Origin of the sequence: Anabaena sp. CA = ATCC 33047 (assembly GCF_963870205.1) — a bacterium.
Taxonomy (GTDB): Bacteria; Cyanobacteriota; Cyanobacteriia; order Cyanobacteriales; family Nostocaceae; genus Trichormus.
Genome location: NZ_CAWMSA010000044.1, coordinates 162,300 through 174,392 on the forward strand (window position 1 = coordinate 162,300; position 12,093 = coordinate 174,392).

The window sequence follows — 12,093 nt, forward strand, 5'->3', positions numbered from 1 at the left end:
GTTGCGGGTAAATCTGACTATTTCGCCTCTTTCTGGCCATACTGCCGCCCACAAACTACCATCTACGGGATTAAACGCTAAATTACCCACCCGCAAATCGCTAAAGTGGCTAAAGGTTTTCGTGGTGGTGTCGAAGATTTCGATGCCGTTGGCGGAAGAAACGTAAATCTTACCGTCGCGAATGGCTAAGGTTTGGGTGAGACTATCACCATATTGATTGACAATTGCCCCGGTTTGTGCATTCAATTGCAGCAAGACACCGCCGCCTGTGGTAGCCCAGAGGTTGCCCGCACTATCAAAAGCGAGGTCAAAAATCGGATAGGGCAAGGTAGCAAAGGCAGTTGGGGCAGTTCCGCCTTCTCGGCTAAAGCTGAATAATTGGTTACGTCCTCTACCACCACTGGCAATGACTGAACCATCAGCACGGATAGCTACTGCCATCGGGCCGATGTCTGCATGACTTTGGGGAATACCTGTGGCAAAGGCTTCAGCTTTAAAGGGACGCAGAACCTGATCAAACTCCGAGGGGCGTGTATTTTCCAACCCGTTAGGAATTAAGGCTTTCGCCACTTTAAACAGGTCATTTTGTAAAGCTGGGTTGGGGTTGGGGGTTGGTGCTGTGCCTAAATCGATGGGGGTTGTTTCACCAACGCTGGGTAGTGTACCCAAGTTAGTGTTAGAACCATCGTCAGGTAATTGTAAACCCAAGGGTGGCTGTTGAATGTTGCCAGCGTTATCGGTAGCTATGACCAGGAATTTATACTGTTTTCCGGCTTCGCCTTGGAAAATATCCGTAGTGTCGGTGGTTTGTCGCTTCCAGATTTCATAATTGCCGTTACCCTCAGCCACGTAAACTGTAACGTGTTTGACACCAGAACCACCTACATCATCGCTGCTACTCCAGGTAACTTGATAATTACCATTGCCCAAGTCAACGATATTAGTAGGGGCGATGGTGGCTTGGGGTGCGATCGCATCTAAAGTATGTACTAACACCGCAGTATCATCAGGTGCGGCAGTATTTAGCTGTACCCGTGCTTGGGTGGTAATTTGTACCAGTTCGTTGGTTGTGGGAACTTTGGGCAGAATTGTATAGGTAACAAATCCTGTACCAGCACCGTTATCACCATTAGGCGGTAATAAGCCCAAGTCTGGGTTTTGTATCAATTCCCCGGTTTCCGGGTCGATAGCCCGGAGAATCCAACTAGCCGTATTAGTCGCTGTGTCTAAGCCGGCGGTAACTTGTAAAATAAAACCTTTGCTTTGGCTAAAGTCAAAACTACCTTGGAATGTCGCCCGATTATTGGGAATATTCACAGTAATATCACCAATTCTCAAACCACCTAACCGGAATGTGCGCGGGTCTAGGTCGGGGTCTAATTCCGTGCGAATCACAATTTCACTCGGTCTATTTGTCGCATCCTGGGGATTTTGGAAGCCAATAGTATAAGGTAAGGCTTGACCTACAGGAATAAATTGCTCAGTCCCAAAGCCCAAGGGGCCGACAATTGAGGCGATTTGTCCCTCAGTGCCACCAGTCCCAAAGAAACTGGTAAAATCAGGGGGTGCAGCTTCTCTAAATCCAGGTAAATCGAAACGGGTGCGGTGGGGTACGTAAATATTAAACGACTCAAACCGGGTAGGACGGGACAAGCCTAAATCGTATTCGCTGGCGTTGGGGGGTGCAGCCTGTCCGATTAAATCGGCTTGATGTCCGTACCATTTACGGATTTGCTCAAAGAAGCTAACTATATTGCCATTAGTAATGATTTGATTACCTCCAGGCCCCGCTAAGATACCAGTCGCTAAGGTTGCCATGAGGCTGACAATGTAGGGCTGTTCATGGATGTTGGGCGGTGTATCTTCAGGACGGAGAATACCAGCTTGGCTGAGTGCTACTAGATAAGCATCAATCCATGTTTCTTCGTCGGCAGCAATCACAATTAAACTAGATGAGGTTGTCGAGTCTTGCAGAATGGCTTGACGCAGGTTTCTAGCTTCTTGACGCTGCGCTGCTAAAAATTCGGCGGGAGTCATCGGGGTTGCCGATGCTAAGATGTGGAATTTAAACGACAGGTCAACTTCCTCATCTTCTAATAATTTGCTCAGGAATAAGGGGTCTTTTTCTAGCAGTTCTTCAATACCCTTGTAGACATGAGCAATAAAGTTAAGATTAGCAAAACCTCTGGTTTCCCAATCAACAGCAAAACCAGGGGCGAGGATTTCGCCATCGGTGTTGACGGCAGAATCTAAACTTGCCCAAGGTAGGTTTTGTAATTGTCTGTCTGGTTTTCCTCGCAGGTTAGAACTAAAGGTGACGTAGGGTAAACCTAAATCATCATCAATTCCTAATTCTGGTAAGCCAAACTGGAAGAAGATGTATGGTGTATCAACGTTGGTGAGATTTTGCAAGGCGACTTGATAGCGTCCGACGTTGTTCGGGGGTTCAAAACCAACTACACGGGGGCCACCTAAACCGATGTCTGCATCGAGAGGTAAGGCAGTTTCAATCAAGTAGCGATAAGGTAAAATCGCCTGTTGTCCATCTGGGTTAATGACTTTGACATCATACAAGCCGTGGGGGGCTTGGCGAAAATCAAAGGTGGCGATGATATGGGTACTGTCAACAATGCGATAGTTGACGGGTTCGTATTCGGCAATGTTGGGACGGACAAGTTTAACAATGGCGTTTTCGTCAAATTGCGCCCCGTAGATGTGGGTAGTTACATAACGGCTATCTCCACCCCGGTCTGTGGCGACATCGGTAATGCTAAAGGGTAGTAACTCGGCTTTTAGGGTAATTTGATTGCTATTTTGTCCCCTGACTAAGATGTAGTAAGTTCCGGCTTCTGTGGTGGGAATAACTACTGATTGATTGCCTTCTAGGGGGTTTTGGTAACTGGCATCGTAAGCCAGGGCTGTGGGTGCTTGGTTGCGGCGGATGTAAAGCTCGTTAATAGCATTAGTAGAGCTTGTTGTCAAGTTAACTTTTAAGGTTTCTCCAACGCCGACATCGATGCGATAGAGTTTTTCTTTACCTGCGTCTAAGTTGGTGGTGAGGGGAACGCCTAACTGTAAGCTTTCAATGTTGATATTTATGGCATCGGTGGAGGTGGTGCGGTTGTTGGTTTCGTTTGCACCTTCAAAGATTTCATTGAAGATATCAGTACGGACAATTATTCGATATTGCCCTGGGTTGACTGCCGGGATGTCAACGTTTAGCTGTTGGGTGTAAGATTGATTGGGGTTGAGAAGACGGTTGATGGTGGAGGGAATGGAGGAACGTGCTAGGAGGCGATCGCTACTATCCCAAACACTATCTTCTGATAAGTAAATCGCATCACTCCAACTACCTTTAGCTTCATTGCCAAAGTTGGTAACAGTCCATTCTACAGTTGCAGTTCCTCCCGCTAAGGCATTAGGCGAAACCTTGACTTCGGTAACTTGTAAATCGGCTGGTGGTGGGACATCAATAATAATTGGCACACTGAAGGTATTGTTATTTTCGCCGTTACCTTCAAATACTTGTCCTCTGGTGTTGCTGCCACGGATATCATCGGTAACAACAAACAGGTAGTACAATCCTGATAAATCGGTGGGGATGGTAATTTTCAGGGGGTTGGAGGGGGAATAAGTTCCTCTACCTGCTAGGGGAGTAGTACGACTAACTTCAAAGGATTTCAGGAAGCGGTCTTTACTGCGGTCGAGGATGGGGTCACGGGATAGATATACTGAATCTGTCCAGCGTAGTTGATTGATGGCGGTTGCGCCTTCGCTGTCGTTGGTGACAGTATAACTGAGATTGAAGGATTGTCCGATAGTGATGCGATTATTCTCAGGCAGTCCACTCACCTGTGTAACTTTTAAATCTGGTGGTGTGGTTGCTAATACTTTAACGGCGATCGCAGTAATATTATTACCTTCGTTTTCGTACTCGCCTACACGGGCTAACATCCCGTCACTAGCATCAAAGTATAAACCAGGGTCAGCAGGGGGTCGCTGTCCGAAACGGTTAGAGTCCGTAAAAACAAGGATATAATAGTCGCCTTCAATACCCAAGGGTAAGATGCCTGTAGCTTGGGCGTTGTAAGCTGCACCTTTAGCTAAGGGACTGCGACGGTCAAAGACAAACTCACTAATGAGTTGGTCACTATTATCGAGGGAAGCATCCCGCGACAGGTACATCCGGTCAACCCAAGTACCCTCGCGGGTATCTCTACCGCGCGTGCTATCGATATTTGTCACAGTCCAAGATGCTGTTACTGACTGACCTGAATATACTTGTATACCTGTAGCATTTGTATCCAGGTCTGTAACTTGCAGGTTAGTAACTTGTAAATCCGGTTCACGGTAGATAACTGTAAACTGACTGCTACCTAAGAGGTTGTTACTGATGTCTTCGTAGGCATTACCAACATACAACCTTTGCCGTAAGATATCGTTAGAGCCTGTATTACTTAATGACCCGTCTGGGTTGGTAATGACGTAAATATAACGTCCGCCTTCAATACCTTTGGGTAAATTTACTTTATAACTGATAGGTTGACCAGATAAAGCTTCCTCTGGACGGACGGTAAAACTACCAAGTTGGGTGACGGTGTTCCGGTTAAAGGTGGGACTCTCAGAGATGTAAATATCATTCTTCCAGAATTTTGTACCTGTCCACAGAGGTGCGCCAGTGTTTTGAATTTGCCATTTCACTTCTATTTGTTCGCCAGAATAGAAGTTATCAAGGACGGGGTTAACATTAACGCTGGTAACTTGCAAATCTGCGGGGGAGTTAATCACAGTTTGAGCGATCGCTCTGCTATTATTTTTCTCAAACTCACCCCCACCTTCCCAAACTGTAAACCCGGAGTCAGTACCAACAATTACATGAGTTCCTTGAGCATAAGTCCCAATATTAAATGTTTGGGTAATTGTGTAGAAAGAATCTGCGTTCGGGTTATTAGCATTCAAATTCCAAGGTTGCAAACCGCCTGTATGAGCAATCCTACCTAATTCTAGATACTTCTGTCCTGACTGATTAAGTTGGTCTGTAGTCGCCAGATAGACAACATCTGTCCAATTGGCAACATTTGTCACAGCTGCGCCATTGTTGCGGACTGTCCAAGTTACTTTGAGTTGTCTGTCTCCCCCTGGTTGGGTAGCGGGTATAAGTTCACTGCTAACGTTTGTGACAACTAAATCCGCCGCCGGATTTCGGGTAATGGTAATCTTGTTAGGTGATGCTTTGTAGTTGTTATTGTCTATTTGGTTGCTGTCATCAGGGTTAATATTTTCTGTCAGCGTAATTTCAGGAATGACATCAAACGCATCTGTCCAAGGAGTAATATACCATTCCCCAATTGCACGCTGTTGTTGTGCCGAGGAAAGTTGTGACAGGTCGAGTTCCACTACAGCAGTATAACTTTCGCCTACCTTTAATGAACCTGTATGACCTTGGGTTTTGGCAAGAATATCTAAGCTGAAACCCTCACCCTCTGAACCTTGCGCGTAAGGAGAAGGACGTTGACGAGATGTAGTCAACCAGATAGTATCTGTCCAATTATTCAGGGTAGTTTCTCCCAAACCTCGGTTAGTAACTTTGTAGCGAAGATTGATTTTACCACCTTGTCCGACTTGGGTTTGTTCCACCACCACATCAGACACAACTAAATCCGCAGGTTGTAATGCTTGAACAAAGATTTCTTTGATCACATTGGTTTTATCGCTGGTGTTGTTATCTTCCTTCGGTGCTTCGCTGACAGCGTTACCAGAGTCGGTGCGTACAATTAAATAACCAGTTCCAGCAAAAGTTTTCGGAATTACCAGATTTTTGAGAATGCTAGAGTATGTCTCATTCGGTGCTAACGCTGAACCGTTTTGAATTGAACCTAACGCTAAATCACCAAAATCCCATTCGTTATCTGTGGAAAGATAAACTGTATCTGTCCAGCGTGGGGTAGTGGTGGTGACAGTTCCCAAGTTTTGGACGGTAAAGTAAACGTCTATGCTACTACCTGCAACAACGGTGGGGATGGTACTGTTATTGTTGCTATTGCCATCGTTATCTATATTGACTACCTGCAAATCAGGACGAGGTGGTAAAGCAATAGTGACAGTATCACCATCTAATCGTCGGTTGTTGCTGGTAGCTGTGCCTTCATATAAACTACCAGTTTGGTTAGTAATGACTTCTACTTGATATAAACCTTGGAAGGGTTGATTGCTAATTTCTGCCGGAATTCTAATCCGTTCAGTACGAGTGTAGTTACTGGTGGCATTTAAAGGCGTATTGTAAGTATAGCTGGCTAAGATAATCGGTCTAGCATTCGGGTTATTTGCTTCGACTAAGGCGATTTGGTCTACCCAACTACCAACAGCTGCACCTGTGCCTTGATTTCGCACTGTCCAAGCAATATCAATAGTATCACCGGACTGCACATATTGAGGTGTAACAACTTCTGTCACTACTAAATCCGGTGGGTTAGACTGGCTAATAATGTTGACGGAGTTAGGTAGAACAAAGGTGTTATTGTTAAGGATGCCGTTGCTACCGTAGATAAATTCAAAGGGTGTGCCAGCATCCACCGCTACATAGAATGTACCGCTTAAACCATTGGGTAAATCTAGTTGTACGTCACGGCTGTAAGTATTATCTACCGCCAGTGCGCCAAAATGCTCAAAGGTATAAACTCTAACGGTATTTTTACCTTCTGCATCGCTGGTGAGTCTAACTCTATCAATCCAACTACCAAGATTGGTAATGCCAATACCTTGGTTTTTAATGGTAAAGGAGACATTGAGTTTATTTCCTCCTTCCCCTGATGGGTCTGAGGTGGCTTGAGTGACGATTAAATCTGCGTAGCGTGTGGGTGTAATATCAAGGAATAGGGATGCTTTATTTTGGTTGTTGCTTTCGTTGACTTCAAAGATTTTGGTGTTGGGGTCGGTTTGAACGTAAAGATTATACCGTCCTTGGGTAAAGCCTAATGGTAGGTTGATGGTTTCGCTACGGTTGTAAGATTCACCGGGATTTAAGAACCCTGTACGGTTATATTCTCCGATAATGCGGTCATCAGAGTTACCGATAATTTCATCGGTGGAAGCAATTAAACGGTCAACCCAGCTATTAACTGAACCTGTACCACTAGCTTGTAAAGTATTGGTGACAGTCCAACCAACGGTAAAGGGTACAGAATTGGGAATTGTGACGACAGAGTTAGGCAGTGGAATGGATGAAGTAACAGTAACATTACTAACTGCTAAATCCGCACGATTAACGATAATCTTTTGAGTGGCGACGCTGAGGTTATTGTTATCTAAACTGCCTTCAAATACTTGATTTTCGCTATCTGTGACGACGATTAAGGAATATTCCCCGTCTGCAATCGTGGTAGGAATAGTTACTTGAGTGGAAATGCTGCCCAAGGATACACTATTACGGGTCGCACTGCCAATAGCAATGGCGTTATTTAATGTCCCGTCAGTAGATAAATAAAGTCTGTCTGTCCAAGGGGTGCTAATGTTTCCTATTCCTTGGTTAACTACTGTCCAGTTAACAGTAAATTTATCCCCTGGTGTGGCTAGGGTGGGGAAGTTATTGTTAATGTTGGTGACAACTAAGTCGGCGGGTGTGGGTAAATTAAAGGTGATGGCGTGTTGAATTAAGTTATTCGTTTCGTTGGTTTCGGTGATAACTTTGCCAGCATCGGTTTCTACGAGGATGTAATACTGTTGTCCTTCGATTAATGAACCATCTATCGGTAAGTTGATGGGTAAGATACGGCTATAGTTGCTACCACTGGCTAAGGATAAATTACTGATAAGTTGGGTAAATTGGATGTCGTCATTGCTAGGGGTGGTATCTGTGGAAATGTAGATGCGATCGCGCCAGCTTGTATTTGTGGTAGCATCAATCCCAATATTGCTGACAATCCAGTTAATATTTAACGTACTCCCTAAAGTTGCGGTACTCGGTAAGGGATTAGTGGGAGCAAAACTAACTGTTAAATCTGACTCAATGACATTACTAACCGTAATCGTGAAAGTTTTTCTATAAGTCAAATTGCCATTATCCTGGGTTTGAACTTCAATTACATGAGTAGGGTTAGTTTCAAAGTCTAATAATGCACCATTGGCAACTATTAACTGATTTCCTTGAATTGCAAACCGTCCCCCAGCGTTATTGAGTTGATTATTCTCATTTTGGGTGAAGGTATAAATAAAGTTGCCACCGTCAGGGTCAATGGTGCTAAAACTCCCGATGAAACTACCATTGGCGCGATTTTCTGCAACTGTATTTCCACTTAAGTTAATGTTACTTGGTGCTTCATTAACATTGGTGACATTAATAGTTAAGGTTTTATCAATACTTAACCCTTCTTGGTCTTGGCTACGAACATTAATTTTATAGCCGTTGGTGGGACGGGTTTCATAGTCGAGAACTGCACCAGCAGCAACCCGAATCTCATTACCATTAACTAAGATAAACCTGGGGTCACTCCCTGATAATAACTCGTAGGTATGGGTATCATCTACATCTAAGTCTGTGGTACTCAAACTTCCTACCAGCGTCCCCGGTGGGCTATTTTCGGGGATATTGGTCTGACTGAGTTCAATATTTATCGGTGGTGAATTGGTAACTTCTGACTGTCCATAAATGAAAATTTCATTTAACCCGCCACCACTACCATAGAAGGATAATACCTCAAACCGCACATAGCGAGCTACAACATTATTAATCCCAAAGGTTTCAATGGGGATATTATTCCCAGTGTTGTAGACGTTATCTAAAGTATCGCTTAAAACTGGGGTAAAGGTGATATTATCACTAGATACACTGATGCGGAAATCCTTTGTACCCCGGTCGTTAAATCCTCGGTTATGGGTGTTTTGCAGGTCGATGCGATTAATGATAAAATCTGCACCCAAGTCTACAGTAAAGAAGTCGGTTGTATTGTTGCGAGTTAGCCAGAAAGACCAGTCTCCACCTGTTCCAGTATCATTAAGACGACCATCTGTAACGTTATCAAAGGGGAAGGTTTCTGAACCAACATTATAGAACCCGCTACCAGTAGCGAGTTTATCTAATGATAATAAAGGTGGTGTAACTGTCAGTTTAACTGTGGCGGTGTCTGTTCCCCCTTGTCCATCACTGATAGTATAGGTAAAGCTATCCTCACCTAAATTTGTGGCGGTGTAAGTTAAACTGCCATCAGGGTTTTGTGTAACTATGCCTTTAGTTGGTTGCGTAAAGCCAATGATATTTAAGGGGTTGCCATTAAAATCAAAGTCATTAGCTAAAATACTGTTGAGATTGAAAGGAATTTTTAACCGTGCAGTAAATTCATCGTTTCTGGCAATGGGTACAGTATTATTTTCTAGGTCGAAGGTCACACTTCTGGGGGTGACTAACTCCAAGGTGTAAGATAAGGGGTTAGTGCTGTTACCATCCAATAAGAGAATATATTCTGCTGTTGTGGGGAATATTAACTCAAAATCACTATGAATGCCATTAATATTGTTTAAAGCGGCATTATCCAGCCCATAAACCGCCCAATATGCACTACTGCTAGCATTAGCATTGAAATTAAAATAAAGTCGCTGTCCAGCCGTGGCGTTGAAACGATAGAATTTGATATCTGTTCCCTGAGTCAGAGTGTCAGAAAGTGGGGTATCTAAATTGATAGGGGTAGCGGTGGCTGGGTCTAATAGTCTAAAACTGTAGGTAGCTGTATTATCACCACTGGGGTCAATCACTAAGCGATAAGTACCGCTTTCTGCTAAGGTGAGAGCAAATTGGTCATCGTTGAGTCTAGTGTTGAACAGTTCAATGTTATGAGGACTGAGTAACCGAGCGAAAACACTAGAGTTAGTTGTAGATAAATCATCAAAAATTAGGCGTTGTCCTACTGCACCTGTAAAAGTATATATCTGCCGATCGCCTGGTTTGGCAATTGTACCCTCAATTTTATTCCCAAGAGCGATCGCGGTGGTAGTGGTTTCCGGCTGAACAATTTGCAGGTTAAAACTTAACGCTGTATCAGTGTTACTATCAATTTCTAAGAGGTAATCGCCGTTTTTAGGTAAAATTACCTCAAAATCTGCGTTTAGTTGAGCATTACCAATTACCTGACCATCTAAACCGTATACTCTCCAATCAGCACTACCACTATTATTAGCTAGGGAATTAAAATACAGTCTCTGTCCACCAGTCCCACTAAAGCGGTAGTATTTAATTTCCCGACTGTTGAGATTTCCTGTAATACTTTTGACTGGTTGATCCAGTAGGATAACATTCTGATTGCTGGCGATGATGGGGTCTAAAATACGGAAACTGTAGGTAGCTCTATTATCGCCACTGGGGTCGATAATTAATTGATAAGTACCGGCTTCTGCTAAAGTAAATGGTGATTGGTCATCATTTAGTCCTCTGCTGAATACTTCGATGTTGCTAGGACTGAGTAACCGGGCGGAAACGTTACTATTAGTTGTAGACAAACCATCAAAAATTAGGCGTTGTCCTACTGTCCCTGTAAAAGTATATATCTGGCGATCGCCTGCGTTGACAATCGCACCATCAATTTTATTCCCAATGGCGATCGCTGTGGTGGTGGTTTTTGGTTGAACAATTTCAACGTTAAAGTTTAAGGCTGTATCCAGACTACTATCTATCTGTAAAATGTAGTCGCCTGTTTTCGGTAATATTACCTGAAAATCGGTACTGAGTTGAGCATTACCAATTACCTCACCATCTAAACCATATACTCGCCAATTAGCACTACCGCTATTATTAGCTAGGGAATTAAAGAAAAGTATTTGTCCACCAGTGCCATTAAAACGGTAATATTTAGTTTCCCGACCTGGGAGACTTCCTGATAGGCTTTTTACTGGTTGATCCAGTAGAATAACATTCTGATTGCTTGCGGCTAATGGGTCTAAAATACGGAAACTATAACTACCTGAACTATTAGTATTTGACCCTCTGATTCGTAAGGTATAGTTTCCAGAACTGGGTAAAACAATAATACCGCGATCGCCTACAGTAGATTGACTGGTAAATATTGCCTGTCCTTGGCTAGAACCATAGTACAAATCTGCAACAATATTACTACCACTCAACCCATCAAAGTAAAATAACTGTCCAGCCGCAGCACTCAAGGTATATTCTACCTGTTGACCAACAGTAATAGCTCCAGTCTGCACTATTCCAAACCCAGACTGCACAACAGAGGGGTTATTTTGGGCTGTTACTTGAAAACTATAAGTTATATTACCACTGGAATTTTCACCATCCAGAACTAACCAATAATTACCTGTTTCTGGGAGAACTAGAGTAAAGTCATTGAGATAATTAATAGAGGTTAGTATCTTCTGGCTACTACCATACACTGTCCAAGTGACATTACTATTACTAACATTCAGGCGATCAAAAGATAATTGTTGTCCAGCAGTACCACTAAAGCGATAAATTTTAGTAGCCAAACCAGATTCTATACTACCTGTAATTGGATTGGCAGTATTAAACTGAAGTAATTCGGTGTGAACTGCTAAATCTAATAGTTGAAATTTATAATCGCCAACGGTTTGACTACCGCTACTAATAATCAGTTGATAGATGCCTTGTTCACTCAGTATGATAGGCATCAAATCATTACGTACACTTTGGTTGAAAATAGTATTTTGACTAGGACTGACTAAGCGGACATTGATACCAGTAGGCGAATTAAACAGACTGTCAAAAACTAACTGTTGTCCGATGCTTCCCGTAAAGGTGTAAATTTGTTGTTCTGCTGGTGTTAATAGTTTCCCTTCTACAACATTACCGATAATTAAATCTTGGCTATTAGTCGTGATTGTCGATACTCTAAAACTATAATTATTGTTATCAATTGCAGAACTACCATCCAGCACTAACCAATAGTCACCATTTTCGGGGATAACAAACCTAAAGTCAGTGAAAGAATCAGCATCAGCTAATACTCTCTGACTACTGCCGTACACTCTCCAGTTAACATTACTATTGCTGCTATTTAGGTAGTCAAAAAATAATTGTTGTCCTGCATTTCCACTAAAACGATAGATTTTTCTAGTTAATCTGGAGTTGAG

Annotated in this window: 1 protein-coding gene (cut by a window edge); it reads right to left on the bottom strand. The window is 43.1% G+C overall.

Translation table 11 applies throughout. The features are described 5' to 3' along the window. Nucleotides 1-11,988: the 5' end (the start) of an Ig-like domain-containing protein gene (locus AACS98_RS12715; RefSeq protein WP_304439106.1), read on the bottom strand. The gene continues 16,692 nt to the left of window position 1, outside the view; 11,988 of the gene's 28,680 nt are visible here — the first part of the coding sequence; the start codon lies at nt 11,986-11,988; the stop codon falls past the left edge of the window. Between the last annotated feature and the right edge of the window lie 105 nt (nt 11,989-12,093).